26 protein-coding genes are annotated in these 24,684 nt (G+C 73.5%); 20 read left to right on the top strand and 6 right to left on the bottom strand.

Annotation, left to right across the window (positions count from 1 at the left end; genetic code table 11):
- Positions 1 to 9: 9 nt before the first annotated feature.
- From AB0C21_RS14800 to AB0C21_RS14750, 11 genes are all read left to right on the top strand, one after another.
- Positions 10 to 1,044 carry a site-specific tyrosine recombinase XerD gene (locus AB0C21_RS14800; RefSeq protein WP_500204608.1) on the top strand — a complete coding sequence of 345 codons (1,035 nt, stop codon included), beginning with the start codon at positions 10 to 12 and terminating at the stop codon, positions 1,042 to 1,044.
- Positions 1,045 to 1,249: 205 nt separating this feature from the next.
- Complete coding sequence (locus AB0C21_RS14795; protein WP_305790869.1) at positions 1,250 to 2,116, top strand: ParA family protein; 867 nt, start codon at positions 1,250 to 1,252, stop codon at positions 2,114 to 2,116.
- 37 nt (positions 2,117 to 2,153) lie between these two features.
- Positions 2,154 to 2,786, top strand: a complete 633-nt coding sequence (locus tag AB0C21_RS14790; protein WP_500204605.1) for a SecDF P1 head subdomain-containing protein — start codon at positions 2,154 to 2,156, stop codon at positions 2,784 to 2,786.
- Between the two features lie 117 nt (positions 2,787 to 2,903).
- A complete protein-coding gene (locus AB0C21_RS14785) occupies positions 2,904 to 3,803 on the top strand; it encodes a segregation and condensation protein A (RefSeq protein ID WP_500204953.1) in 900 nt (299 codons plus the stop codon).
- Entirely contained in the window at positions 3,796 to 4,371 is a 576-nt protein-coding gene (gene scpB / locus AB0C21_RS14780) for an SMC-Scp complex subunit ScpB (protein ID WP_149257187.1), read from the top strand. The genes AB0C21_RS14785 and scpB overlap by 8 nt, the downstream gene beginning before the upstream one ends.
- Before the next feature lie 94 nt (positions 4,372 to 4,465).
- A complete protein-coding gene (locus AB0C21_RS14775; protein ID WP_149257186.1) occupies positions 4,466 to 5,197 on the top strand; it encodes a pseudouridine synthase in 732 nt (243 codons plus the stop codon).
- A gap of 93 nt (positions 5,198 to 5,290) precedes the next feature.
- A complete protein-coding gene (aroH, locus tag AB0C21_RS14770; RefSeq protein WP_500204603.1) occupies positions 5,291 to 5,653 on the top strand; it encodes a chorismate mutase in 363 nt (120 codons plus the stop codon).
- Between the two features lie 10 nt (positions 5,654 to 5,663).
- Positions 5,664 to 6,755, top strand: coding sequence for a prephenate dehydrogenase (locus AB0C21_RS14765; protein ID WP_500204601.1), 1,092 nt, complete (start codon positions 5,664 to 5,666; stop codon positions 6,753 to 6,755).
- 120 nt (positions 6,756 to 6,875) lie between these two features.
- Positions 6,876 to 7,538, top strand: coding sequence for a (d)CMP kinase (gene cmk / locus AB0C21_RS14760; protein WP_235036521.1), 663 nt, complete (start codon positions 6,876 to 6,878; stop codon positions 7,536 to 7,538).
- A 37-nt stretch (positions 7,539 to 7,575) separates the two neighbouring features.
- Positions 7,576 to 8,973, top strand: coding sequence for a ribosome biogenesis GTPase Der (der, locus tag AB0C21_RS14755; RefSeq protein ID WP_500204599.1), 1,398 nt, complete (start codon positions 7,576 to 7,578; stop codon positions 8,971 to 8,973).
- Positions 8,974 to 9,139: 166 nt separating this feature from the next.
- The gene (locus AB0C21_RS14750) at positions 9,140 to 9,343 is read left to right on the top strand and encodes a hypothetical protein (RefSeq protein ID WP_353821119.1); all 204 of its coding nucleotides are present in this window, start codon (positions 9,140 to 9,142) and stop codon (positions 9,341 to 9,343) included.
- Here AB0C21_RS14750 and AB0C21_RS14745 read toward each other — a convergent pair.
- Positions 9,340 to 9,942 (bottom strand): hypothetical protein, encoded by a 603-nt coding sequence (locus AB0C21_RS14745; protein ID WP_500204597.1) that lies wholly within the window; start codon positions 9,940 to 9,942, stop codon positions 9,340 to 9,342. The genes AB0C21_RS14750 and AB0C21_RS14745 overlap by 4 nt on opposite strands.
- Before the next feature lie 91 nt (positions 9,943 to 10,033).
- On the opposite strand from AB0C21_RS14745, the gene AB0C21_RS14740 reads away from it, so the two are divergent.
- The gene (locus AB0C21_RS14740) at positions 10,034 to 11,164 is read left to right on the top strand and encodes a nucleoside 2-deoxyribosyltransferase domain-containing protein (RefSeq protein WP_500204595.1); all 1,131 of its coding nucleotides are present in this window, start codon (positions 10,034 to 10,036) and stop codon (positions 11,162 to 11,164) included.
- A 1-nt stretch (position 11,165) separates the two neighbouring features.
- Here the strand turns inward: AB0C21_RS14740 and AB0C21_RS14735 are convergent, their stop codons facing one another.
- Positions 11,166 to 12,185, bottom strand: coding sequence for an alpha/beta hydrolase (locus AB0C21_RS14735; protein WP_500204593.1), 1,020 nt, complete (start codon positions 12,183 to 12,185; stop codon positions 11,166 to 11,168).
- A gap of 175 nt (positions 12,186 to 12,360) precedes the next feature.
- On the opposite strand from AB0C21_RS14735, the gene AB0C21_RS14730 reads away from it, so the two are divergent.
- The 7 genes from AB0C21_RS14730 (at position 12,361) to soxR (ending at position 18,890) form a co-directional block, all read left to right on the top strand.
- Positions 12,361 to 12,768: a TOBE domain-containing protein gene (locus tag AB0C21_RS14730; protein ID WP_500204591.1), complete on the top strand. Its 408-nt coding sequence runs from the start codon at positions 12,361 to 12,363 to the stop codon at positions 12,766 to 12,768.
- Between the two features lie 9 nt (positions 12,769 to 12,777).
- A complete protein-coding gene (modA, locus tag AB0C21_RS14725) occupies positions 12,778 to 13,557 on the top strand; it encodes a molybdate ABC transporter substrate-binding protein (protein WP_500204589.1) in 780 nt (259 codons plus the stop codon).
- A complete protein-coding gene (modB, locus tag AB0C21_RS14720) occupies positions 13,554 to 14,387 on the top strand; it encodes a molybdate ABC transporter permease subunit (protein WP_500204586.1) in 834 nt (277 codons plus the stop codon). Before modA ends, modB begins: the two co-directional genes overlap by 4 nt.
- A complete protein-coding gene (locus AB0C21_RS14715) occupies positions 14,384 to 15,508 on the top strand; it encodes an ABC transporter ATP-binding protein (RefSeq protein ID WP_500204584.1) in 1,125 nt (374 codons plus the stop codon). Before modB ends, AB0C21_RS14715 begins: the two co-directional genes overlap by 4 nt.
- A 178-nt stretch (positions 15,509 to 15,686) precedes the next feature.
- Positions 15,687 to 17,504 (top strand): phosphoenolpyruvate carboxykinase (GTP), encoded by a 1,818-nt coding sequence (locus AB0C21_RS14710; protein ID WP_235036518.1) that lies wholly within the window; start codon positions 15,687 to 15,689, stop codon positions 17,502 to 17,504.
- A 135-nt stretch (positions 17,505 to 17,639) separates the two neighbouring features.
- Complete coding sequence (locus AB0C21_RS14705) at positions 17,640 to 18,218, top strand: HdeD family acid-resistance protein (protein ID WP_500204580.1); 579 nt, start codon at positions 17,640 to 17,642, stop codon at positions 18,216 to 18,218.
- 117 nt (positions 18,219 to 18,335) lie between these two features.
- Entirely contained in the window at positions 18,336 to 18,890 is a 555-nt protein-coding gene (gene soxR, locus AB0C21_RS14700; RefSeq protein WP_500204578.1) for a redox-sensitive transcriptional activator SoxR, read from the top strand.
- 9 nt (positions 18,891 to 18,899) lie between these two features.
- Here the strand turns inward: soxR and AB0C21_RS14695 are convergent, their stop codons facing one another.
- Together AB0C21_RS14695 and AB0C21_RS14690 are read right to left on the bottom strand one after the other, a co-directional pair.
- On the bottom strand, positions 18,900 to 21,293 hold the full coding sequence (locus tag AB0C21_RS14695; RefSeq protein WP_235036517.1) for a glycoside hydrolase family 65 protein: 2,394 nt from the start codon (positions 21,291 to 21,293) through the stop codon (positions 18,900 to 18,902).
- A complete protein-coding gene (locus tag AB0C21_RS14690; RefSeq protein ID WP_149257175.1) occupies positions 21,290 to 22,039 on the bottom strand; it encodes an HAD family hydrolase in 750 nt (249 codons plus the stop codon). The genes AB0C21_RS14695 and AB0C21_RS14690 overlap by 4 nt, the downstream gene beginning before the upstream one ends.
- 156 nt (positions 22,040 to 22,195) lie before the next feature.
- Here AB0C21_RS14690 and gnd point away from each other — a divergent pair, with 156 nt between their 5' ends.
- Positions 22,196 to 23,620: an NADP-dependent phosphogluconate dehydrogenase gene (gene gnd / locus AB0C21_RS14685; protein WP_500204575.1), complete on the top strand. Its 1,425-nt coding sequence runs from the start codon at positions 22,196 to 22,198 to the stop codon at positions 23,618 to 23,620.
- Positions 23,621 to 23,623: 3 nt separating this feature from the next.
- On the opposite strand, the gene AB0C21_RS14680 is transcribed toward gnd, so the two are convergent.
- Positions 23,624 to 24,418, bottom strand: coding sequence for an SDR family oxidoreductase (locus tag AB0C21_RS14680; RefSeq protein ID WP_500204573.1), 795 nt, complete (start codon positions 24,416 to 24,418; stop codon positions 23,624 to 23,626).
- Entirely contained in the window at positions 24,415 to 24,600 is a 186-nt protein-coding gene (locus tag AB0C21_RS14675) for a hypothetical protein (protein WP_500204571.1), read from the bottom strand. The genes AB0C21_RS14680 and AB0C21_RS14675 overlap by 4 nt, the downstream gene beginning before the upstream one ends.
- Positions 24,601 to 24,684 lie beyond the last annotated feature (84 nt).

The following is a 24,684-nucleotide window of genomic DNA, read 5'->3' as shown; positions in this document are numbered from 1 at the left end:
GGGGGCATGATGGGCGGGTCCCCGGACCCCACGGCCGGAAGAGGTGCCGCCCTGTCCCCGAGCCCGTCCTCCCGGAGCACCGCGCGGCGCCCCGCCCCTGACACCGGCGCGGGGTCCGCGCTCGACTCGGCGGTGCGCGGGTACCTGGGGCACCTCGCGGTCGAGCGCGGCCTCGCCGCCAACACGCTCAGCTCGTACCGCCGCGACCTGCGCCGGTACGCACGGGTGCAGGAGGAGCGGGGGCGCGGGTCGATCGGGGAGATCACCGAGGACGACGTCCGTGCGTTCCTGGTGGGGCTGCGCGAGGGCGACGACGACCATCCGCCGCTGTCGGCGGGCTCGGCGGCGCGGGCGCTCGTGGCCGTCCGCGGGCTGCACCGGTTCGCGCTGCGCGAGGGCCTCGCCGCCGGCGACCCCGCGCACGACGTCAAGCCGCCGACGCCGCCGCGCCGGCTGCCGAAGGCGATCTCGCTGGAGGAGGTCGAGCGGCTGCTCGCGGCGGCGGCCGGGCCGTCCGGCGACCCCGGCACCGCGCGCGGCCTGCGCGACCGGGCGCTGCTGGAGCTGCTGTACGGGTCGGGCGCGCGCATCTCCGAGGCCGTCGGCCTGGACGTCGACGACCTCGACCTGCGGGACGGGTTCGCGCGCGTCGCCGGCAAGGGCGGCAAGGCCCGGGTGGTGCCCATCGGCGACTACGCCCGCGAGGCCGTGGACGCCTACCTCGTGCGGGCCCGGCCCGAGCTGGCCGGGGCCGGGCGGGGCGGCCCGGCGCTGTTCCTGAACGCGCGGGGCGGGCGGCTGTCGCGGCAGGGCGCCTGGATGGTGCTGCGCGCCGCCGCCGACCGGGCGAAGCTGTCGGAGGTGTCCCCGCACACGCTGCGGCACTCGTTCGCCACCCATCTGCTGGACGGGGGCGCCGACGTCCGCGTCGTCCAGGAGCTGCTCGGGCACGCGTCGGTCACCACCACGCAGGTCTACACGCTCGTCACCGTCCAGCTGCTGCGCGAGGTCTACGCGACGTCGCACCCGCGGGCGCGGAACTGACCGCCCGGCGGGCGCAGCGGACACGCACTAAGGGACGAATCGGATCATCCGCCCCATCGACAAATCGCGACGTTCGTTGCGCGTCGGCTTGAGCGACGGGGTGGACGGCCCTAGAGTCCCCGTTCTGGATGGCATTTCCGGGCCGTCGGGGAGGGATCTGGTGACCAGCACTAACAGTGCGGATGGAGTCCTCTCCTCCGCCACCATAGAGACCGATCCGAGTCGCGCTCTCGGGCCCACGCAGCGCCCCGTCCCGGTGTTCCCGGAGCCGGAGCCGCTGGCCGAGCACGGGCCCGCGCGGATCGTGGCCGTCTGCAACCAGAAGGGCGGGGTCGGCAAGACCACCACCACGATCAACCTGGGCGCCGCGCTCGCCGAGTACGGCCGCCGCGTCCTGCTCGTCGACTTCGACCCGCAGGGCGCCCTGTCGGTCGGCCTTGGCAAGGGCGACCCGCGCCAGCTCGACGTGACGATCCACAACCTGCTGCTCGAACGCGACACCGAGTGGGAGGACGTCGTCATCGAGACCGGCGTCGACGGGATGGACCTGCTGCCGAGCAACATCGACCTGTCCGGCGCCGAGGTCCAGCTCGTCCACGAGGTCGGCCGCGAGTACATCCTGCAGGGCGCGCTGAAGTCGGCCGTCGAGCACTACGACTACATCCTCATCGACTGCCAGCCGTCGCTCGGCCTGCTCACCGTGAACGCGCTGGCCGCCAGCGAGGGCGTGCTGATCCCGCTGGAGTGCGAGTACTTCGCGATGCGCGGCGTCGCGCTGCTGATGGAGACGATCGAGAAGGTGCAGGGCCGGATCAACCCGGGCCTGGTCATCGACGGGGTCCTCGGCACCATGTACGACTCGCGGACGCTGCACACCCGCGAGGTCCTCGGGCGCATCGTCGAGGCGTTCGGCGACACGGTGTTCCACACCGTGATCAACCGCACGGTGCGGTTCCCCGACGCGACCGTGGCGGGGGAGCCGATCACGTTCTTCGACCCCAGCTCGATGGGCGCCAACGCCTACCGCAGCCTGGCCCGGGAGGTCCTGGTCAGGTGGGCGGAGACCGAGTGACGCCGTCCGGCGCCCCCTGACCCCCGACGGAGCGCACATGGGCACCCCCCCGCCCCTGCCTTACGACCCGCCTCCGGGCCCGCCGTCCGGCGCCCTGCCGCCGCTCCCGTCCCGCCGGGGCCTGGGCATGGCGGCCATCGTGCTGATCGTCGTCGCGGCCGTGGTGCTCGTCGCGGTCGGCGGCACGGGGGTCTACCTGGCCCTGCGCGACAAGGACGACGGGTCCTCGTCCGGGCCGGTCGACCTGCGCGTGCCGCTGACGTTCCGGCTCCTGGCGGGCGTCTCGGCCCCGCCGTGCGCGGGCGTCACCGTCTCCGGCTCCTCCGAGTGCTACGTCCTGGGTCCGGACGCGCTGACGGTGCACCGGCTGGAAGGGGTCAAGGCCGTCCCGCCCGATCCCGCGCGCGGCAGCCCTGCCTGGTCGGTCGAGCTGACGCTGACCTCGGCGGACACGCCCCGGTTCGCCGCCCTGACCCGCAAGGCCGCCGACGCCTCCGCCGCCCAGGCGCCCGGCGGGCGGATGGCCATGCTGGTCGGCGGGTCGCTCGTGTCCCAGCCCGCGCAGGTGATGGAGGCCATCACCGGCGGCAGGGTCCAGATGACCGGACCCGCCGGCGGCTTCACCCGCGAGGACGCAAGGGCCGTCGTCCGGAAGCTGACCGGCGAGTAGCGCCCGGCCCGCCGCGTCACCGCCCGTGGCCGCCGGAGTGCGCGGGCACGCGCCGGGCATGGGACGATGGGGCCGGTGAGCACAGCGCACGAGGAGCTCTCCGCTACCGTGAGCGACGTGGACGCGACGTCGCCCGAACCGGGGCAGGAGACCGAGGAGGAGCAGGGGTTCCGCGTCCGCCTGGACAACTTCGAGGGCCCCTTCGACCTGCTGCTCGGGCTGATCTCCAAGCACAAGCTCGACATCACCGAGGTGTCGCTGCACAAGGTCACCGACGACTTCATCGCCCACATCCGCTCGCACGGCGCCGACTGGGACCTCGACCAGGCCAGCCACTTCCTGCTGGTCGCCGCGACCCTGCTGGACCTCAAGGCCGCGCGGCTGCTGCCGTCCGGTGAGGTCGACGACGAGGAGGACCTGGCGCTGCTGGAGGCCCGCGACCTGCTGTTCGCGCGGCTGCTGCAGTACCGGGCCTACAAGGAGGTGGCGCGGGTGTTCGCCGCGCGCGCCGCCGACGCGAGCCGCCGGTTCCCGCGCCTGGTCCCGATGGAGCCGAAGTTCGCGAACCTGCTGCCGGAGGTGCTGCTCGGCCTCGGCCCCGACGAGTTCGCCCGGCTCGCCGCCAAGGCGCTCACGCCGAAGGCGCCGCCGGCGGTCTCGGTCGAGCACATGTACCAGCCGAAGGCCAGCGTCAAGGAGCAGGCCGCGATCGTCGTGGAGCGGCTCCGCCGGCTGCGGCAGACCACGTTCCGGGTGCTGGCGGCCGACGCGGAGGGCACCTACGAGGTGGTCGCGCGGTTCCTGGCGCTGCTGGAGCTGTACCGGGAGCAGGCGGTCACGTTCGAGCAGCACGAGCCCCTCGGCGAGCTCCACATCACCTGGACCGGCGCCGACGAGGGCGACGTCGAGGTCGGCGACGACTACGAGGGCGCCCCGAAGAAGGACCCCGCGGAGGGCGCCGGGGACGCCGCCGGAGCCGACGGGAAGAGCCGGAAGGACGAGGAAGACGATGAGTGAGGAACCCGGCGCGGACGCGCCGGAGCTTCCGGGGCTGCGCGCCTCGATCGAGGCGATCCTGCTCGTGGTGGACGAGCCGGTCACCGAGATGACGCTCGCGCAGCTGCTGGAGCGCCCCCGCGGGGAGGTCGCGGAGACGCTGCGGGAACTGGCCGCGGAATACACCGAGCAGGGCCGGGGGTTCGACCTCAGGGAGGTCGCCGGCGGCTGGCGGTTCTACACCCGGGACGTCTGCGCCCCGGTGGTGGAGCGGTTCGTCACCGACGGGCAGCAGGCGCGGCTGACCCAGGCCGCACTGGAGACGCTCGCCGTCGTCGCCTACCGGCAGCCGGTGAGCCGGGCCCGCGTGTCGGCGATCCGCGGCGTCAACAGCGACGGCGTCATGCGGACGCTGACGCTGCGGGGCCTGATCGAGGACGCCGGGCAGGACCCGGAGTCGCAGGCCCACCTCTACCGGACCACCGGCTACTTCCTGGAGCGGCTGGGGCTGCGCGACCTCGACGAGCTTCCCGAGCTCGCCCCCTACCTCCCCGATGACCTGCCAGACGACATAGTTGAGGACGCGTGAGCGAAGTGACGAGCCCCTGGGCGGGGAACGCAGCGAACCGGGCGGGCGCGGCGGCGCCCGCTCCCCGGCCACGAGCCGCCAGGTGAGGGGACCAGTGAACGAGAAGGAGGGCGTGCGCCTGCAGAAGGTCCTGGCCGAGGCCGGGATCGGCAGCCGCCGCCACTGCGAGGAGCTGATCGGCGAGGGCCGCGTCACCGTCAACGGGAAGAAGGTCTTCCGGTTCGGTGAGCGCGTCGACCCGCAGCGCGCCGTCATCCACGTGGACGGCAAGCGGGTCGAGACCCGCTCCGAGATGCGCTACTACGCGATCAACAAGCCGCGCGGCGTGGTGTCCACGATGGCGGACGAGCGGGGCCGCAAGTCCCTGGCCGACTACGTGGAGGTGCCCGAGCGGCTGTTCCACGTCGGGCGGCTGGACACCGACACCGAGGGCCTGATCCTGCTCACCAACGACGGCGAGCTGTCGCACCGGCTGACCCACCCGTCCTACGGGGTGTTCAAGACCTACCTGGCGGAGATCCACGGCCCGATCCCGCGCGACCTCGGCAAGCGACTCAAGGCCGGCGTCGTCCTGGACGACGGGCCCGCGAAGGCCGACAAGTTCCGCGTGTTCGACCAGGTCGGCCGGCGCGTCCTGGTCGAGATCACCCTGCACGAGGGCCGCAAGCACATCGTCCGGCGGCTGCTGAAGGAGGTCGGCTTCCCCGTCCAGCAGCTCGCCCGCGTCGAGTTCGGCCCGATCAAGCTGGGCCAGCTGAAGCCGGGCGGCATGCGGGCGCTCACCGTCCAGGAGGTCGGCGAGCTCTACAAGGCCGTCGGGCTCTAGCGCCGGGACACGGCGAGAGCACGGCACCACGAGAACACTGCACCACGAGAACACTGCACCACGAGGGACACCGGGACCAGAGGGGGTACGACTGTGGCGGTACGCGCGGTCCGTGGCGCGACGCAGATCGACGCCGACGACCGGGACCAGATCCTGGAGGCGACGACCGAGCTCGTCTCCGAGGTGATGGCCCGCAACGGGCTGTCCACCGACGACGTGATCAGCGTCATCTTCACGGTGACGCCGGACCTGACGGCGGAGTTCCCGGCGCTCGCCGCCCGCAAGCTCGGGTTCCACGAGGTGCCGCTGCTGTGCGCCACCGAGATCGGCGTCCCCGGCGCGCTGCCGCGGGTCATCCGGCTCATGGCGCACATCGCGACGGACCGGTCCCGCTCGGAGGTCCAGCACGTGTACCTGCGCGGCGCGACGGCGCTCCGGCTGGACATCGCACAGTAGGGTTTCGAGCGTGAACGAGGACGTGGTGCCGCGGCGGATCGTCGTGGTCGGGACCGGCCTGATCGGGACGTCGATCGCCCTGGCGATGCGGGAGCGCGGCGCCGAGGTGCTGCTGACCGACCGGGACTCGGCCGCCCTGGCCCTGGCCGTGGAGCTCGGCGCGGGCGAGGCCCTGCCGGACGGCGCGAGTGCGGAGCCCGCCGACCTGGCGGTCCTGGCGGTGCCGCCGGCGGCGGTGGCGGTGACGCTGGGGGACGCGCAGAAGCGCGGTCTGGCGACCGCCTACACCGACGTGGCGAGCGTGAAGGCGCTGCCGCTGGCGCAGGCCGCCGGGCTGGGCTGCGACCTGACGACGTTCGTGGCGGGCCATCCCCTCGCCGGGAGCGAGCGGTCCGGGCCGAGCGCGGCGCGGGCGGACCTGTTCCTCGGCCGGCCGTGGGCGCTGTGCGCGCCCCCGGAGGCGACGCCGGAGACGGTCGAGGCCGTCACCGGCCTGGCGAAGGCGTGCGGCGCGATGCCGGTGCAGGTCGACGCCGACGAGCACGACCGGGCGGTCGCGCTCGTCTCGCACGCCCCGCACGTGGTGTCGGCCGCGGTCGCCGCCCGCCTGACGGGCGCCGACGACGTGGCGCTCGGCCTGTCCGGTCAGGGCGTGCGGGACGTCACCCGGATCGCGGCGAGCGACCCGCGGCTGTGGATCGGGATCCTGTCGGCCAACTCCCAGCCCGTCGCCGACGTGCTGGAGGCCGTCGCCACCGATCTCGCGGTGGCGGCGTCGCTGCTGCGCGACGGCAGCGAGGAGGCCGCCACGCACGTCGCCGACCTGCTGCTGCGCGGGAACGCTGGCCGGTCGCGCATCCCGGGCAAGCACGGCGGCGACCAGCCCGCCTACGCGACGGTCCAGGTGGTCATCCCCGACCGGCCGGGCGAGCTGGCGATGATCTTCCAGGCGGCGGGGATCGCGCAGGTCAACATCGAGGACGTGACGATCGAGCACTCGCCGGGCCGCCCGCTCGGCGTGCTGGAGCTGTCGGTCGTCCCGGAGGCGGCCGAGCGGCTGGCGCAGGAGCTGCGGGGCCGCGGCTGGTCCGTGCCCGGCTAGGCCCCAGTGGTACCGGCGGGCCGGTAACCTGGAGCGCCAAAGGCTTGTTCCGGGGGACTTCTGCGCGCCGGCGCGGCGACGAGCGCCGCCCGCTTCACGACGAACAGAGAGGGAGCGATCGTGCCGCTCGTCATCGCCATGGACGGTCCGTCCGGGTCGGGGAAGTCCAGCGCGTCCAAGGGCGTCGCCCGGGCGCTCGGGCTGCGCTACCTCGACACGGGCGCCATGTACCGCGCCATGACGTGGTGGATGCTGGAGAACGGCGTGCCGGTCGAGGACGGCGCCGCCGTCGCGGCCCGCGCGCAGGACCCGGTGATCGAGTCCGGCACCGACCCGGCGGCGCCGACGATCACGGTGGACGGGACGGACGTGTCCGGCCCGATCCGCACCCGCGCGGTCACCAACGCGGTCAGCGCCGTCAGCTCCGTCCCGGCGGTGCGCGCCCGGCTCGTGGAACTGCAGCGCGAGATCATCGGGAGCGGCGGCATCGTGGTGGAGGGGCGCGACATCGGGACGGTCGTCGTTCCGGAGGCGCCGGTCAAGGTGTTCCTGACGGCGAGTCCCGAGGTGCGCGCGGCGCGGCGCGCGAAGGACCTGGCCGCCGACCCGGGCGCGTCGGTGACGGTCACGCAGGCCGAGCAGGAGCGGCGCGACCGGCTCGACTCGACGCGCAAGGCGTCGCCGCTGGCGAAGGCGGCGGACGCGCACGAGATCGACTCGTCCGGGCTGGGCCTGGACGAGGTCATCGAGGCGGTCGTCCGCCTCGCCAAAGAGCATGAGTGAGCGGGCGGCCTGAGGGCCCCCGCCGGGGAATGTGACAGTGAGCGATTTCGAGATCGAGACGGTGGACGCCGTCCTGGACGTCGACCAGGACCTCGGCCAGGACGCGGGCCCGGCGCCGGTCGTGGCCGTGGTGGGGCGGCCGAACGTCGGCAAGTCCACCCTGGTCAACCGGATCATCGGCCGCCGCGAGGCCGTCGTGGAGGACGTCCCGGGCGTGACCCGCGACCGGGTCGCCTACGACGCGACGTGGAGCGGGCGCCGGTTCACCGTCGTCGACACCGGCGGCTGGCTGCCGGACTCCTCCGGTCTGGCCGCGGCGATCGCCGAGCAGGCCCGGCTGGCGGTCGACCTCGCCGACGTCGTGATGTTCGTGGTGGACGCGACGGTGGGCGCCACGGACGTGGACGAGGCCGTGGTGGAGATCCTGCGCCGGTCCGGCAAGCCGGTGATCCTGGTCGCCAACAAGGTCGACGGCGTGGGCGCCGAGTCCGACGCGGCGCTGCTGTGGTCGCTCGGCATCGGCGAGCCGCGCCCGGTCAGCGCCCTGCACGGGCGCGGCAGCGGCGACCTGCTCGACGCGGTGCTGGAGGCGCTGCCCGAGGAGCCCCCGGCGGAGACGTTCGGCGAGACGGGCGGGCCGCGCCGGGTGGCGCTGCTGGGCCGCCCGAACGTCGGCAAGTCGAGCCTGCTGAACAAGCTGGCGGGGGAGAACCGCGCCGTCGTGGACTCGGTGGCGGGCACGACCCGCGACCCGGTCGACGAGCTGATCGAGCTCGGCGGCAAGACGTGGCGGTTCATCGACACCGCCGGGATCCGGCGCCGGCACCGCGAGAACCAGGGCGCCGACTTCTACGCGACGCTGCGCACGCGGTCGGCGCTGGAGCGCGCCGAGGTCGCGGTCGTGCTGGTGGACGCCGACCAGCCGCTCGCCGAGCAGGACCTGCGGATCATCTCCATGGTGATCGAGTCGGGCCGGTCGCTGGTCATCGCCTACAACAAGTGGGACCTCCTGGACGAGGAGCGCCGCCACTACCTCGAACGCGAGATCGACCGGCAGCTGCACAACGCGCGGTGGGCGCCGCGGGCGAACATCTCCGCCAAGACCGGCCGGCACATGGAGAAGCTCGTGCCGGCCATCGAGACGGCGCTGGAGGGCTGGGGCACCCGCGTCCCGACGTCCAAGCTGAACCAGTTCTTCGCCGACCTGGTGAACTCGCATCCGCACCCGGTGCGGGGCGGCAAGCAGCCGCGGGTGCTGTTCGCGACGCAGGCGGGGGTGCGGCCGCCGCGGTTCGTGCTGTTCACGTCGGGCTTCCTCGAGGAGGGCTACCGGCGGTTCATCGAGCGGCGGCTGCGGGAGGAGTTCGGGTTCGACGGGACGCCCCTCGACATCACCATGAAGATCCGCGAAAAGCGCGGCAAGGGCAAGAAGTAGCCGAAATACCGCGCCCGCGGCCCGCCGGGGATCTTTCCCGGCGGGCCGTTCGCATGGCAGGATGCCCATGCGGGGTGAGTAAGTCTTCCATTACTCGCTGATCCCGCGACGGACGCGTTAGCACGTCCGGGCTTCCGGACGCCCGGGCGCGGTCGAGGGGTGTGACGTGAAGCTGCTGCTGCTCATCTCCGTCGCCGTCGTCTGCGTGGCGCTCAGCTTCGCGTGGCGGGAGCCCTGGATCGGGGGCGTCGGCCTGCTGGTGGCCTTCGTCGCCATGTTCACCGACCGCGACGACGTGCGGCTCGACGACGAGCGCGGCAGTTACGAGACCACCAAGTCCGTCCGCAACATGCGGCGCCGGAGCCGCTAGCGCTCCCAGCGCGGCTCGCCCGCCACATGCTGGTCACCGGTCGGCGGCTGGCCCTGCCCAGGCTGGTTCTCCCGCGCGTAGCGCCCGTACACGAGCGGTTGGGTGGTGTTCGAGCCGGACGGTGCGGGCTCGTCGAGCAGCCGTTCGCGGACGCCGACCACCGCGAACCTGCCGAGCGCGAGCGCGGCGAGGAACACGATCACGACACCGAGGCCGGTGAAGCCGGCGAGGTACTCGGCGACGTGCCGCCCCTCGGTGGTCCCGAGCGGGGCGCCGACGCCCCGCACGTCCCACAGCGGGGACAGGACCGGTCCGACGGCGAACCAGGCGCCGCCGAGCGCGGCCAGCCAGCCGCCGAACATCCCGGCCGCGCGGTTGGCGCTGAACAGCAGGACCAGCCCGCCGAGCGCGGCGGCGGCTCCGGGGGCGATGCTGAGCTGCAGGCGGTCGGTGTTGTAGACCCAGGTGTCGTCCGGCGCGAATCCGAAGTCGAAGTAGGGGCCGGCGAGGGGCAGCAGTGCCCCCCACAGCCCCAGCAGGATGAGCAGGATTCCGCTGAGGGCGCCCCGGGTGCGCGGAACTCGCATGGTCCCAGCCATGATCGATTCCTCCTGACCGGGCGTGTGATTCTGTTATGAACAGCGTTTACCCCTTAGTAGGCGGTCCACACGACCGGATAGGAGGCGCCGCATGGACAACGACGTCATCGTCGTCCACGCGCGGGAGGAGCCTCCGGATCGCTGGGACGCGGCCGTCTTCCTCGCCGGGCCCACGCCCCGGGCGCCCGGCGTCGCCTCGTGGCGGCCTGACGCGCACGTCGAGCTCCGGGCCCGCTGGCAGGGCGGCGGGCGGCTCGTGGTGTTCGACCCCGAGCACCGGGAGGGCCGCTACGACGACTACGACGGCCAGATCGAGTGGGAGGAGAGCTGCCTGCACCTGGCCGACGAGGTCGTCTTCTGGGTTCCGCGCGACCTCGCGACCATGCCCGCCTTCACCACGAACGTGGAGTGGGGGATGTGGCACGACAGCGGCCGGGTGGTCTTCGGCGCGCCGCCGGACGCGCCGAGGAACGGCTACCTGCTGCACTACGCGGAGAAGTCCGCGGTGCCGACGGCCGCCGGCCTGCCGGAGACGGTCGCGGCGGCGCTGCGCCGGATCGGCGCGGGCGCGCCCCGGGCCGGCGGCGAGCGCGAGATCCCGCTGCTGCTGTGGCGGGACGCGGCGTTCCAGTGCTGGTACACCGGGCAGCGGGAGGCGGGCAACGAGCTGCTCGGGGCGCGGGTCGTGTTCCGGTTCGGGGTGTGCTGGGGCCTGCACGTCCGGGTTCACGTCGCCGCGGAGGACCGGGTCAAGGACAACGAGATCGTCATCGGGCGCCCGGACATCTCGGCCGTCGTGCTGTACCGGCCCGGCGCGACGCTCGACGAGACGGAGGTCGTGCTCGTCCGGGAGTTCCGGAGCGCGGGCGCCGACGGGGCCGTCCTCGAACTGCCGGGCGGCTCGGGGCCGGGCCGCCCGCTGGAGGTGGCGGTCGCCGAGGTCGCCGAGGAGACCGGGCTCGCGCTGGAGCCGGGCCGGCTGCGCGAGCACCGCTCCCGGCAGCTGAACGCGACGCTGACCGTGCACCGCGCCCACCTGTTCTCCGCCGAGGTCACCGCCGGCGAGCTGGAGCGGCTCCGGGGCGCCGGGCCGTACGGGGTGGCGGCGGCGGGCGAGCGCACCTACGTCGAGGTGGCCTCCTTCGGGCGGATCAGGCGGGAGGGGCTCGTGGACGCCGCCAACCTCGGGATGATCGCCGAGGCGCTGCTGGAGGCGCGCTGACTCAGCCGTCCAGGGCGTCGCGGACGAACGCGCCGAGCGCGGCGATCGCCGCGCGCGACTCCGGCAGGTACGGCCCGAACATCTGGAACACGTGGAGCTGCCGGTCCCACACCTGGAGCGTGACCGGGACCCCGGCCTCGGCGAGCCGCCGCGCCATCAGCTCGGAGTCGCAGTACAGCAGCTCGGTGGACCCGGCGGTGAGCAGCACGGGCGGCAGCCCGGCGAGGTCGGCGCGGACGGGGGAGACCGCCGGGTCGGTGAGGTCGAGATGCCCGAGGAACCCCTCGACGAGGCGTTCCAGCAGCGGCCCGGGGTCGGACGGGTCGAGGCCCATGTTGGCGTGCGCGAGCTTGCTCGTCAGGTCCATGTCGAGCATGGGGGACAGGGCCGCGAGCGCGGCGGGCATCGGCAGCCCCTCGTCGCGGGCGCGCAGCGCCGTGGCGAAGGTGAGGTGGCCGCCCGCCGAGTCCCCCATGATCACGATGCGCGCGGGGTCGATCCCGCGCTCCTCCAGCAGCCACCGGTACGCGGTGACGCAGTCCTCGACCTCCCGCTCGAACGGGACCGCGGGGATCATCCGGTAGTCCACCGACAGCGCCGCGACGCCGGCCGCGGCGGCGAACGAGGCGATCATCCGGCGGTGCGTGTTGAGGCCGCAGGCGATCCAGCCGCCGCCGTGCAGGTACAGGATCGCCCGGTCCCGGGGCGGTGCGGTGTCGGGCGTGCGCACCCACTCCGCGCCGAAGCCGTCGAGGTCGACCTTCTCCACGCGGATCCGCCGCGGGGTCCAGACCCGCGCCGCGAGCCGGTCGAGGTGCGCGGCGCGGCGCAGCGCCGCCTCGTCGAACGGGCGGCCCGCGTACCGGGCGAGGCCGGGCCGGACGAGCCGCCGGACGCCGGCCGAGATCGCCCGGGAGCGCAGGCTCGCCGACCCGTGCCGCTCGATCACCAGGGTCGCGGGTCCTCGCCCCGTCTCGCCTTGCGCCGTCTCGCCTTGCGCCGTGTGGTCCTGCGCTGTCACGGGGGTCCTCCTCGCGGACGGGGGATGTAAGTAGATGGTGACATTGGGAGGGAGGGGCGGGGAAGGCGGGGGCGGAACCTGCAGCACCTGCGAGTCGTACGCCGTGGCACGCCTCGCATTATCGAGTTGCAGGCCGCTCTTTCGCTCGCATGTGCGGCTGGTTAGGCTGGGCCGGGTGACGACGTTCAGCATCAGCGAGGCCGCCGCGCTTCTCGGGGTCAGCGCGGACACCGTCCGCCGGTGGGTGGACGGCGGCCGGCTCCCGGCGTCCCGGGACGAGCACGGCCACCGGCGGGTGCCGGGGGCGGAGCTGGCCGCCTTCGTGCGCGACCAGGCCCGCGGCGGCGGGCCGCCCGACCAGGCCGAGCGCTTCTCCTCGGCCCGCAACCGGATGCGCGGGATCGTCACCGACGTCCGACGGGACGGGGTGATGGCCCAGGTCGAGATCCAGGCGGGGCCGTTCCGCGTCGTGTCGCTGATGAGCCGCGAGGCGGCCGACGACCTCGGCCTGGAGCCGGGCGTGGTCGCCGACGCCGTCGTCAAGTCCACGAACGTCGTCGTCGAAGTGCCGGACCAGGGCTGAGGAGAGAAGGTGTTCAAGCGCACCGCCGCGATGGCGGCCCTGTCGCTCGCCGTGCTGGCCGGCTGCGGCGACGTCGCCGGCGGAGGCTTCTCGGGAGAGCAGAAGCCGGGCGGCGGCGAGACCCTGACGGTCTTCGCGGCGGCCTCGCTCAGCGAGGCGTTCACCGCGCTCGGCAGGACGTTCGAGGGCGCGCATCCCGGTGTGAAGGTCAGGTTCCAGTTCGGCGGCAGTTCGACGCTGGCCCAGCAGATCACGCAGGGCGCCCCGGCGGACGTGTTCGCGGCCGCGAGCCCCGCCACCATGAGGACGGTGACCGCCGCCGGGGACGCGTCCGGGCAGCCGCGGGTGTTCGCCCGCAACCGCCTGGTCATCGCCGTCCCGAAGGGGGACCCCGGCAAGGTCGCGAAGGTGGGCGACCTCGGCAGGCCGGGGCTGAAGGTCGTCCTGTGCGCGGTGCAGGTGCCGTGCGGGGCCGCCGCCAAGACGGCCCTGGCCGCGGCCAGGGTCGAGGTCAAGCCGGTGTCGCGCGAGCAGAACGTCAAGGCCGTGGTGACGAAGGTGGGGCTGGGGGAGGCCGACGCCGGGCTCGTCTACCGCACCGACGTGAAGGCCGCGGCCGGCAAGGTGACGGGCATCGAGTTCCCGGAGGCCGGCAAGGCGATCAACGACTACCCGATCGTCGAGGTCGCCAAGGCGCCGCACGGCAAGCTCGCCGAGGAGTTCATCGGGCTGGTCGCCGGTGAGCAGGGCAGGTCGGCGCTGAGCGGGGCGGGCTTCGAGCTGCCATGACGCGTCCGCGGAAGGCGTTCCAGGCGGCGGGGGAGGTCGACCGGCTGCCGGGCAGGCCGCCCTGGGTGCTGCTCGTGCCCGCGCTCGCCGGGCTCGCCTTCCTGGTGCTGCCGCTGCTCGGCCTGCTCGTCAGGGCGCCGTGGTCGACGCTCGGCACGCGGCTCCTCCAGGCGCAGGTCCTGGAGGCGCTCCGCCTGTCCCTGCTCACCGCCACCCTCGCCACCGGCCTGTGCCTGCTGCTGGGCGTCCCGCTCGCCTGGACGCTCGCCCGGGTCCGCTTCCCCGGCGTCCGGCTCGTCCGGGCCCTGGTGACCGTGCCGCTGGTCCTGCCGCCGGTGGTCGGCGGCGTCGCGCTGCTGCTCGTGCTCGGCCGCCGCGGGCTGGTCGGAGGATGGCTGGACCGCGCCTTCGGGCTGACGTTCCCGTTCACCACCGCGGGCGTCGTGCTCGCCGAGGCGTTCGTGGCGATGCCGTTCCTGGTGATCAGCGTGGAGGGCGCGCTGCGCGCCGCCGACCTGCGCTACGAGGAGGCCGCCGCGACCCTCGGCGCCGGCCGCTGGACGGTCTTCCGCCGGGTCACGCTGCCGCTGGTCGCGCCCGGCGTCGCGGCCGGGGCGATCCTGTGCTGGGCGCGGGCGCTCGGCGAGTTCGGCGCGACGATCACGTTCGCGGGCAACTTCCCCGGCCGGACGCAGACCATGCCGCTCGCGGTGTACCTGGCGCTGGAGACCGACCCGCAGGCGGCGATCGTGCTCAGCCTGGTCCTGCTCGCCGTCTCGGTCGTCGTCCTGGCCGCGCTCCGGGACCGGTGGGTGGACGGCACCAGATGAGCGGACGCACCGGGACGGGCGGGCACGGCGTGACCCACGGGAGGGGCGGAGCGGCCCGGTCCGGAGACGGGAGCGGGTCCCAGGGGCTGGACGCGCGGCTCGTCGTCCGGCGCGCCGCGTTCGACCTCGACCTCGCGCTCACCGCGGGGCCGGGCGAGGTCGTGGCCCTGCTCGGCCCGAACGGCGCCGGCAAGAGCACCGCGCTGCGCGCCCTGGCCGGGCTCGTCCCGATGGCGGGCGGGCACGTCCGGGTGGACGGCGCGGACCTGCGCCCGCTGCCGCCCGACCGCCGCGGCATCGGCATGGTCTTCCAGGACTACCTGCTGTTCCCGCACCTCACGGCGCTGGACAACGTCGCCTTCGGGCCGCGCTCCCAGGGCGCCGGGCGCCGCGCGGCGCGGCGGATCGCCGCCGGCTGGCTGGAGCGGGTGGGGCTCGCCGAGTACGCCTCCGCCCGCCCGCGGGCCCTGTCGGGCGGGCAGGCGCAGCGGGTCGCCCTCGCCCGCGCGCTCGCCGTCGAGCCGCGCCTGCTGCTGCTGGACGAGCCGCTCGCGGCGCTCGACGCGCACACCCGGCTGGAGATCAGGGCCGCGCTCCGCCGCCATCTCGCCGGGTTCGAGGGCGCGGCCGTGCTCGTCACGCACGACCCGCTGGACGCCATGGTGCTCGCCGACCGCATCGCCGTCGTCGAGGGCGGGCGGCTCGTCCAGGAGGGGACGCCCGCCGAGGTGGCGCGCCGCCCCCGCACCGGCTACGTCGCGCGGCTGGTGGGGCTGAACCTCTACCGGGGCCGGGCCGAGGCGGGCACGGTCGTGCTGGGCGGCGGCGCCGCGACCCTCGACACTGTCGACTCGCTCGAAGGTGAGGTGTTCCTCGCCTTCTCGCCATCCTCGGTGGCGCTGTACCGGACCCGTCCCGACGGCAGCCCGCGCAACCTCTGGCGCACCCGCGTGGGCGCGGTCGAACGGCACGGGGACCGCGTGCGGGTGCGGCTGACGGGACCGCCTTTCGACGCCGTCGCGGACGTCACTCCGGCCGCCGTCGCGGAGCTCCAATTGTCGGAGGGAACCTCCATATGGGCGGCCGTGAAGGCCACGGAGACCCACGTTTACCCAGCTTGAGCGCGTCCATGCCGGGAGGTGGCCGAGTGCCGCCGACCGGTACCGACGCTTGGTGATATCCCTCACAAAATCGGGCACCATGCCCCAAAAGCGGACGTGATTGGTCCAGACCAAATGGCAAAAACGACGGGTCTTGTTCATCATGCAAACATCCTGCGAACAGCTGAAGGAGACGCCCGTGTCCAACCAGGTCCCCGGCCTCGACCAGGCCCCTACCGGCCACACCGAACTGATTGAGTGGGTACGCGGGATCGCCGAGCTGACCCGACCCGACCGGGTCGAGTGGTGTGACGGCTCGGAGGAGGAGTGGGAGCGGCTGACCGGTCTCCTCGTCGAGCAGGGCACCCTGACCCGCCTCGACCCGGCCAAACGGCCCAACAGCTTCCACGCGGCCTCCGACCCCACCGACGTCGCCCGCGTGGAGGACCGGACGTTCATCTGCTCCGAGAAGGAGGAGGACGCCGGCCCGACGAACAACTGGATCGCCCCCACCGAGATGCGGGAGACCCTGAACGGCCTCTTCGACGGCTGCATGAAGGGCCGCACCATGTACGTGGTGCCGTTCTGCATGGGCCCGCTCGGGGGCAACATCTCGCAGCTGGGCGTTGAGATCACCGACTCCGCCTACGTCGCCGTCTCCATGCGGATCATGACGCGGATGGGCGAGGGCGCGCTCCGGCTCATCGAGGAGCGCGGATCGTTCGTCAGGGCCGTCCACTCCGTCGGCGCCCCCCTGGAGCCGGGCCAGGAGGACGTCAAGTGGCCGTGCAACTCCACCAAGTACATCACGCACTTCCCCGAGACCCGGGAGATCTGGTCCTACGGGTCCGGGTACGGCGGCAACGCGCTGCTCGGCAAGAAGTGCTACGCGCTGCGCATCGCCTCGACCATGGCCCGCGACGAGGGCTGGATGGCCGAGCACATGCTCGTGCTGAAGCTGACCCCGCCGTCCGGTGAGACCCGCTACGTCGCCGCGGCGTTCCCCTCGGCGTGCGGCAAGACCAACCTCGCCATGCTGGAGCCGACCATCCCCGGGTGGAAGGTCGAGACCATCGGCGACGACATCGCCTGGATGCGCTTCGGCGACGACGGCCGCCTGTACGCGATCAACCCGGAGGCCGGCTTCTTCGGCGTCGCGCCCGGCACCGGCGAGAGCACCAACGCCAACGCCGTGAAGACGCTGTGGGGCAACAGCATCTTCACCAACGTCGCCCTCACCGACGACGGCGACGTGTGGTGGGAGGGCCTCACCGACGAGCCGCCCGCGCACCTGACCGACTGGAAGGGCAACGACTGGACGCCGGACTCCGAGAGCCCGGCCGCCCACCCGAACGCCCGCTTCACCACCCCGGCCGGGCAGTGCCCGATCATCGCCGACGAATGGGAGGACCCGAAGGGCGTCCCGATCTCGGCGATCCTGTTCGGCGGCCGCCGCGCCTCCGCCGTCCCGCTCGTCACCGAGTCGTTCGACTGGCAGCAGGGCGTGTTCCTCGGCGCCAACGTCGCGTCCGAGAAGACCGCCGCCGCCGAGGGCACCGTCGGCGAGCTGCGCCGCGACCCGTTCGCGATGCTGCCGTTCTGCGGCTACAACATGGGCGACTACTTCGGCCACTGGCTGGAGATCGGCAAGGCGACCGACCCCGAGAAGCTGCCGCGGATCTACTACGTCAACTGGTTCCGCAAGAACGCCGACGGCAAGTTCATCTGGCCCGGCTTCGGCGAGAACAGCCGCGTGCTGAAGTGGATCGTCGAGCGCCTCAACGGCAAGGCCGACGCGGCCAAGTCCCCGATCGGGCACCTGCCGACCAAGGAGGCGCTCGACACCGAGGGCCTCGACCTCGACGACGCCGACCTCGAGACGCTGCTGTCGGTCGACACCGAGGTGTGGAAGCAGGAGGCCGCCCTCGTGCCGGAGTTCCTGGAGAAGTTCGGCGACCACACGCCGAAGGCGCTGTGGGACGAGTACCACGACCTGGTGCGCCGCCTGGAGAACTGACGCGGAGGCGGCACCGGGCCGCCGGCCGCATGCAGGGCCGGTCGCGGACTTTGCGAAGTCCGCGACCGGCCTTGGCCTTTCCCACAGGGAGCGGGGGTCAACACTGGAAAGAGTCCTCGTCCCCGGGAGGCCGGAATGTTCGACCTGATGACCCGCCACTGGTGGGTGCTCGCGCTGCGCGGCACATTCGCGATCATCTTCGGCATCGTCGCCTGGGTGTGGCCGGGCATCACCGTCTTCGCGCTGGTCCTGCTGTTCGGCGCGTACGCCCTGGTGGACGGCGTGTTCGCGGTGGCCCAGGCGATCCGCGGCACCTCCGGCGGGCCGCGCGGGCTGCTGGCCCTGTCCGGGGCCGCCGGGGTCGCGCTCGGCATCGCGGCGCTGGTGTGGCCCGGCATCACCGCGTTCGTCCTGCTGATGCTGATCGCCGCCTGGGCGGTCGCCACCGGCGTGCTGGAGATCGGGGTCGCGCTCGCGCTGCGCAAGGAGCTGAAGGGCGAGTGGGCGTACGTCCTCACCGGCGCCGTCTCGCTGATCTTCGGGGTCATGCTGTTCGCCTGGCCCGTGTCCGGGGCGATCGCCATCGTCTGGCTGATCGGGCTGCTGGCCGTCCTGACCGGCGCCGCCATGATCGGCGCGGCGTTCCGGCTCCGCCGGCTCGGCCAGGTGGCCGAGCGGCCCGGCGGCACGAGCCCGGCCGCCCACCACTTCTAGGCGGACCCCGCACCCGGCCGGGCCTGATCACGGCCGGGCCCGACCCTGGGCCGCCCGGTGCGGCGGGCCGCACGGCGGAACCTCAAGTGCAGTTGAGGAACGCGTAGGATGCGGTGCATGACGCGGCTGGAGCACCGGGTGCACGAACTGACCGTCGGGCAGCTCGCCGAGCGGAGCGGCGTGGCCGTCTCGGCGCTGCACTTCTACGAGTCCAAGGGGCTGATCAGGAGCCGCCGCACGGCGGGCAACCAGCGGCGGTTCAGCCGGGACACGCTCCGCCGCGTCTCGTTCATCAAGGTCTCGCAGCGCGTCGGGATCCCGCTCGGCGAGATCCGCGAGGCGCTCGCCACCCTCCCCGAGGAGCGCACCCCCACGGCGGCGGACTGGGCGCGGCTGTCGGAGGCGTGGCGCAGCGACCTCGACCAGCGCATCCGGCAGCTCGAACGGCTCCGCGACGACCTCACCGAGTGCATCGGCTGCGGCTGCCTGTCGATCAGCAAGTGCGCGCTGGCCAACCCCTACGACCGGCTCGGGGACGAGGGACCGGGCCCGCGCCGGCTGCTCGTCCGCGCCGGCGCGGGCGAGCCCGCGCCCCGCCCGGCGGGCGGGACGCGCCACGCCCCCGACGACGACTGCGCGGGCCCCTGCCCTCCGGAGGGCGGCCCCGCCTAGCGGCCCCGTCTAGCGGCGGCGGGGGTCGCGGCCGTGCGGGTCGATGCGCCGCGGGGCCGGCTCCCGCCCCGCCGGCTGCGTCACCGGCGGGCACACCGGGATCTGCTCGATCGGCAGCTCGACGGGCTCGTCGGCGAGGGTGAACCGCTCGCCGTGGTGCCACAGCGTGAGGCCCTTGCCGTCCAGCAGCTCGTAGCGGGCCGCCTCGCCGGTCACGCTGACCTTGATCCGGTTGCCCCGGTACCGCATCCGGAACGCCAGCCGGCTGATCCCGCCGGGCAGCCGCGGAGCGAACCGCAGCGTGCCCTTGCCCGCCCGCATGCCGCCGAACCCGGCGACGAGCCCGCTCCACGCGCCCGCCATCGAGGCGATGTGCAGCCCGTCGCGGGTGTTGTGGTTCAGGTCGTGCAGGTCCATCAGCGCGGTCTCGCCGAGGTAGTCGTGCGCCAGCTCCAGCTGGCCGACCTCGGCGGCGACGACCGCCTGCGTCTGCGCCGACAGCGACGAGTCGCGGACGGTCAGGCCCTCGTAGTAGGCGAAGTCGCGCTCCTTCTGCTCGTCGGTGAACGCGTCCCCGCACAGGTGCAGGGCGAGCACCAGGTCCGCCTGCTTGACCACCTGCTTGCGGTAGAGGTCGAAGTACGGGTAGTTGAGCAGCAGGGGATAGTGGTCGGGCTTGGTCGCCGAGAAGTCCCAGCGGGCGTGGTTGGTGAAGCTCTCGCTCTGCGGGTGGACGCCGAGCCGCTCGTCGTAGGGGATGAGCATCGCCGCCGCCGCGTCCCGCCACGACGCCGCCTCCTCGGCGTTCACGCCGAGCCGGTCGGCCACGTCCGGGTGGCGCATCGCGGTCTCGGCGGCCTCCTGGAGGTTCCGGCGCGCCATCAGGTTGGTGTAGACGTTGTTGTCCACGACCGCGCTGTACTCGTCGGGGCCGGTGACGCCGTCGATGCGGAACACCCCGCCCACGTCGTGGTGGCCGAGGCTCCGCCACAGCCGGGCCGTCTGCACCAGGATGTCGAGGCCGATCTCCCGCTCGAACTGCTCGTCCTGCGTGGCGTCCACGTACCGGACGACGGCGTCGGAGATGTCGGCGTTGATGTGGAAAGCGGCCGTGCCCGCGGGCCAGTAGCCCGAGCACTCGTGCCCGCGGATCGTCCGCCAGGGGAACGCGGCGCCCTCCAGGCCGAGCTGGTTGGCACGGTCCCGCGCCAGCGGCAGCGTCATGTGCCGCCAGGCCAGGGCGTCGGCCGCGGCGCCGGGGGAGGTGTAGGTGAGGACCGGCAGCACGAACGTCTCGGTGTCCCAGAACGTGTGCCCGTCGTAGCCCGGCCCCGTGAGCCCCTTGGCCGGGATCATGCGGCGCTCCGCGCGGGCGCCCGCCTGCAGCACGTGGAACAGCCCGAACCTGACCGCCTGCTGGATCTCGGCGTCGCCGTCGACCTCGACGTCCGCGCCCTCCCAGAACTCGTCGAGGTACTCGCGCTGCTCGTCCAGCAGGCCCTGCCAGCCGGTCTGCCGCGCGCCGGCCAGCGCCCCCACCACCTGGTCGTGCAGCGCGGGACGCGACCGCCGGCTGGACCACCCGTAGGAGATGTACTTGACGATGCGCAGCCGCTGCCCCGGCTCCAGCCGCGTCGCGACCGTGAGCCGCCCCACGTCCTTGGAGCTCTCGGTGTCGATCGCCATCGACTCCGGGCCCTCGATGTCGTGCGACATCCCGGCGGCCATCCGCAGGCCGCTCTGCCGCGTCCGGTGCAGCAGCAGCACCTTCGTGCCGTTGGAGACGTGCTCCTCGCTGACGAGCGGGCTGCTCAGGATCGCCGAGGCGCGCGGGTCCTTGCCGCCGCCGGGCAGCGCCTCGTTGGCCACCAGCTCCGACTGGGCGACCACCCGGACCGCCGCGTCGACCGGCTCGACCTCGTAGCAGATCGCCGCCACGGCCCGCTGGGTCAGCGACACCATCCGGACCGACGTCACCCTGATCGTCCGGTCGGCGGGGGACGTCCACTCCACGTGCCGGGTCAGCGTCCCCGCGCGCATGTCGAGGATCCGCTCGTGGTGGTGGAGGCGGCCGTAGCGCACGTCGAGCGGCTCGTCGTCGACGAGCAGCCGGATCACCTTGCCGTTGGTGACGTTGATGACCGTCTGGCCCATCTCGGGGTAGCCGTAGGCGGTCTCGGCGTGCGGCAGCGGGCGCTGCTCGTAGAAGGAGTTCAGGTAGGTGCCGGGCAGCCCGTGCGGTTCGCCCTCGTCGAGGTTGCCGCGCATGCCGACGTGCCCGTTGGAGAGGGCGAACACCGACTCGGTCTGGGCCAGCCGGTCGAGCCGCAGCTCCGGCTCGCGCACGCACCAGGGCTCGACCGAGAACACGGGACGGTCGGCGTTCATCTGGCTGTCGCTCACGGCGCCTCCAGCAGCTCGGACAGGTCGTCGACCACCACGTCGGCGCCGTTCTCGGCGAGCGCCTTCGCGTGCTCGTCGCCGACCCGGTTGACGCCGACGACGTAGGCGAACCCGCCGGCCCGGCCCGCCTGGACGCCGGCGAGCGCGTCCTCGAAGACGACCGCCTTCTCGGCCGGGACGCCCAGCTCCTCGGCGCCCGCGAGGAACGTGTCGGGGGCGGGCTTGCCGGGCAGGTGCCGCTCCGCCGCGACGACGCCGTCCACCCGTGCGTCGAACAGGTCGGTGATGCCCGCCGTCCGCAGGACCTGGACGGTGTTGGCGCTGGAGGAGACCACGGCCGTCTTCAGCCCGGCCTCGCGCGCCTTGCGGACGTAGTCGATCGACCCGTCGAACGTCTCGACGCCCTTCTCCTCGATGAGCTTCAGGACGAGGGCGTTCTTGCGGGTCCCGAGGCCCCTGACGGTCTCCTTCTCGGGCGGATCGTCCGGGTCGCCCTCGGGCAGCGTGATGCCGCGCGACTCCAGGAACGAGCGCGTCCCGTCCTCGCGCCGCTTGCCGTCGACGTACCGGCCGTAGTCGCGCACGGGGTCGAACTCGGTGAACGGCTCACCGGTCCGCTCCGCGCGCTCGCGCAGGTAGCCGTCGAACATCTCCTTCCACGCCGCCGCGTGAACGGCGGCGGTACGGGTCAGCACCCCGTCGAGATCGAAGAGACACGCGGCCGCCCCGTCCGGCAGTCCCAGCATCGCACCCCCTGGCAGATGGCAGTATCGAAGTGATCCTTTTAAGCGCGACCCGTTCCCGCGCCGAGCGCGGGCATGCGGGCCCGGGCGCTCGAACGGGGGGATCATGAGCCGCGTACAACCCCTTGGCCAGGGTCGCACACGAGGAGGAGTCAGCCAATGCACAAGGCGCGAATCGGTGTCACCGGACTCGCGGTGATGGGACGGAACCTGGCCCGCAACCTCGCCCGGCACGGGCACCCGGTGGCCGTGCACAACCGCACGTCCGCCCGGACCAAGGCGCTGGTGGAGGAGTTCGGCGGCGAGGGGACGTTCCTGCCGGCGGAGACGCCGGAGCAGTTCGTGGAGTCCCTGGAGCGGCCACGGCGGCTCGTCATCATGGTGAAGGCGGGCGGTCCGACCGACGCCGTCATCGACGAGTTCGCGCCGCTGCTCGAGCCCGGCGACATGATCGTGGACGGCGGCAACGCCAACTTCGCCGACACCCGCCGCCGGGAGGCCGCGCTCCGCGAGCGCGGGATCCACTTCGTCGGCACCGGCATCTCCGGCGGCGAGGAGGGCGCGCTGCACGGCCCGAGCATCATGCCGGGCGGCTCCGCGGAGTCCTACGAGGCGCTCGGCCCGCTGCTGGAGGACATCTCCGCCAAGGTCGACGGGACGCCCTGCTGCGTCCACGTCGGACCCGACGGCGCCGGGCACTTCGTGAAGATGGTGCACAACGGCATCGAGTACGCCGACATGCAGCTGATCGCCGAGTCCTACGACCTGCTGCGGCACGCCGCCGGGCTCGCGCCCGCCGAGATCGCCGAGGTCTTCCGCACCTGGAACACCGGCCGCCTGGAGTCCTACCTGATCGAGATCACCGCCGAGGTCCTCGCGCACACCGACGCCGCGACCGGCAAGCCGTTCGTGGACGTCGTCCTGGACCAGGCCGAGCAGAAGGGCACCGGCCGCTGGACCGTGCAGACCGCCCTCGACCTCGGCGTGCCCGTCGGCGGCATCGCCGAGGCCGTGTTCGCCCGGTCCGTGTCCGGCCACGCCGCCCTGCGCGAGGCCGCGCGGGGCCTGCCCGGGCCGTCCCGCACGGCCGTCGCGGGCTCGGGCTTCGCCGACGCCGTGGAGAAGGCGCTGTACGCCTCGAAGATCGTCGCGTACGCGCAGGGGTTCCACGAGATCCAGGCGGGCAGCGCCGAGTACGGCTGGAACATCGACCTCGGCGCGATGGCCGCCATCTGGCGCGGCGGCTGCATCATCCGGGCCCGCTTCCTGGACCGCATCCGGGCCGCCTACGAGGCCGACCCGGAGACGCCGACGCTGCTGACCGACGACCACTTCGCCGAGGCCGTCGGCGACGCGCAGGACGCGTGGCGCGAGGTGGTCGCCACCGCCGCGCGCCTCGGCATCCCCGCGCCCGGCTTCTCCACCGCCCTGGCCTACTACGACTCGCTGCGCGCCGACCGCCTGCCGGCCGCGCTCACGCAGGGCCAGCGCGACTTCTTCGGAGCCCACACCTACCGCCGCACCGACCGCGACGGCTCCTTCCACACCCTCTGGGGCGGCGACCGCACCGAGGCGGGCGCCTGACGGTCAGCCCTTCCGCCACTCCGGGGACTCCAGAGCGCCGGCGGCCTGCGGCCCCATGAGCCCGAGGCCGCCGTCCACGAACAGCGACGCCCCCGTCACATAGGACGCCTCCGGGCTCGCCAGGAAGGCGATCGCCTCCGCGACCTCCCTGGCGTGCCCGGGCCGCGCGAGCGGGTACCCCGCCCGGCTCCCTGGCTCCGGCGGCTGCTCGTGCTGCCCGGTCATCGGCGTCGCGATCTCCCCGGGCGCCACCGTGTTGACCGTGATCCCGTACTCGGACAGCTCCAGCGCCAGCACGCGGGCGAGCATCTTCAGCCCGCCCTTGGCGGCGCAGTACGGTCCGGCCCCCACCCGCGGGTACTCCTCGTGCACGCTGGTCACGTTGACGATGCGCCCGCCCTCGCCCCGCCGGGCCATCCGCCGGGCGGCCCGCTGCGAGCACAGGAACGCCCCGTCGAGGTCGACCGACACCACCTCGCGCCACTCCTCGAACCCCATGTCGAGCAGGTGCCGCATGCTGCCCGTCCCGGCGTTGTTGACGAGCACCCCGAGCCCGCCGAGCTCGTCGGCCAGCTCGTCGACGGCGCCGGCCGCCCGGACGGGATCGGCCAGGTCGTGGCGCCGGACGGCCGCGCGGCGCCCCGCGTCCCCGACCTCCCGGGCCGTCCCCTCGGCCCCCTCCCGGTCGGACCGGTAGGTGATCCCGACGTCGAATCCCCGGCGGGCCAGCGCGACCGCGGTCGCCTTTCCGATGCCCGAGTCCGATCCCGTGACGACGGCGACCCGGTCGTAGCTCACGACTCGTCGTCGGCGTCGAGTTCGACGCCCGCGATCGGGTTGCCGTCGCGGGTCCCGCTCTCGGCGTCGCTCTCGTAGCCCTCATCGGCGCTGTCGGTGCCGGGGACGACCCGCTCGTGCGGCTGGTCCTCCCGCCCCGAACCGGCCCCGGGCCCCCGCTCCTCCGGCTCTCTCTTGTCCATCGCTCGGCTCCTCTCCTGCGCCTCGTTTCGTTCCGCCCTTTCTTGCCGATCGGTCCGCCCCTAACCACCCGCGGGCCGCCCCGG

The sequence above is a fragment of the Spirillospora sp. NPDC049024 genome, from assembly GCF_040649235.1.
Taxonomy (GTDB): Bacteria; Actinomycetota; Actinomycetes; order Streptosporangiales; family Streptosporangiaceae; genus Spirillospora.
This window is presented reverse-complemented; position numbering and strand designations above follow the sequence as displayed.

Bases quoted from the DNA above. Each gene is read 5' to 3' on its own strand.
- modB (WP_500204586.1), top strand. From the start codon at position 13,554: ATGACGCGTCCGCGGAAGGCGTTCCAGGCGGCGGGGGAGGTCGACCGG.
- scpB (WP_149257187.1), top strand. From the start codon at position 3,796: ATGAGTGAGGAACCCGGCGCGGACGCGCCGGAGCTTCCGGGGCTGCGC.
- AB0C21_RS14745 (WP_500204597.1), bottom strand. From the start codon at position 9,942: ATGGCTGGGACCATGCGAGTTCCGCGCACCCGGGGCGCCCTCAGCGGA.
- AB0C21_RS14690 (WP_149257175.1), bottom strand. From the start codon at position 22,039: ATGCTGGGACTGCCGGACGGGGCGGCCGCGTGTCTCTTCGATCTCGAC.
- AB0C21_RS14790 (WP_500204605.1), top strand. From the start codon at position 2,154: ATGGGCACCCCCCCGCCCCTGCCTTACGACCCGCCTCCGGGCCCGCCG.
- AB0C21_RS14705 (WP_500204580.1), top strand. From the start codon at position 17,640: ATGTTCGACCTGATGACCCGCCACTGGTGGGTGCTCGCGCTGCGCGGC.
- AB0C21_RS14800 (WP_500204608.1), top strand. From the start codon at position 10: ATGGGCGGGTCCCCGGACCCCACGGCCGGAAGAGGTGCCGCCCTGTCC.
- AB0C21_RS14740 (WP_500204595.1), top strand. From the start codon at position 10,034: ATGGACAACGACGTCATCGTCGTCCACGCGCGGGAGGAGCCTCCGGAT.
- soxR (WP_500204578.1), top strand. From the start codon at position 18,336: ATGACGCGGCTGGAGCACCGGGTGCACGAACTGACCGTCGGGCAGCTC.
- AB0C21_RS14675 (WP_500204571.1), bottom strand. From the start codon at position 24,600: ATGGACAAGAGAGAGCCGGAGGAGCGGGGGCCCGGGGCCGGTTCGGGG.
- gnd (WP_500204575.1), top strand. From the start codon at position 22,196: ATGCACAAGGCGCGAATCGGTGTCACCGGACTCGCGGTGATGGGACGG.
- AB0C21_RS14715 (WP_500204584.1), top strand. From the start codon at position 14,384: ATGAGCGGACGCACCGGGACGGGCGGGCACGGCGTGACCCACGGGAGG.